The sequence below is a fragment of the Olsenella uli genome (genome assembly GCF_016899935.1).
Classification (GTDB): Bacteria; Actinomycetota; Coriobacteriia; order Coriobacteriales; family Atopobiaceae; genus Thermophilibacter; species Thermophilibacter uli_B.
This window is the reverse complement of the sequence record NZ_JACJJK010000042.1, coordinates 1-270: the sequence shown is the minus strand read 5'-3', so window position 1 is coordinate 270 and position 270 is coordinate 1. Positions and strand designations below refer to the sequence as shown.

Below are 270 nucleotides of genomic sequence, written 5' to 3'. Positions count from 1 at the left end.
GTTTGGTGGCTGCGCCACAGTAACAACAATGATGATACAACCAACGGCGTGATGGAATACGCCATCGTGCGCAACAATATATATAAGGTGAACGTGACCGGCGTTTATTCGCTCGGTGGCGACATACCCGGCGATGAAGAGCTGAGAGCCAACGTTTATGTGAAAGACTGGGAGGGACTTGACCCTGAAACCTTGCCGATGTGATGAACCGATAAAAAGACTTTTTATGAAAACATACGCACACTTTTTGAGATACGCCCTGCTGGCACT

Annotated in this window: 1 protein-coding gene; it reads left to right on the top strand. The window is 48.1% G+C overall.

The features are described 5' to 3' along the window. The coding region (locus H6A07_RS09780; RefSeq protein WP_204814730.1) for a fimbria major subunit at positions 1-204 on the top strand (204 nt) is incomplete at its 5' end. Positions 205-270 lie beyond the last annotated feature (66 nt).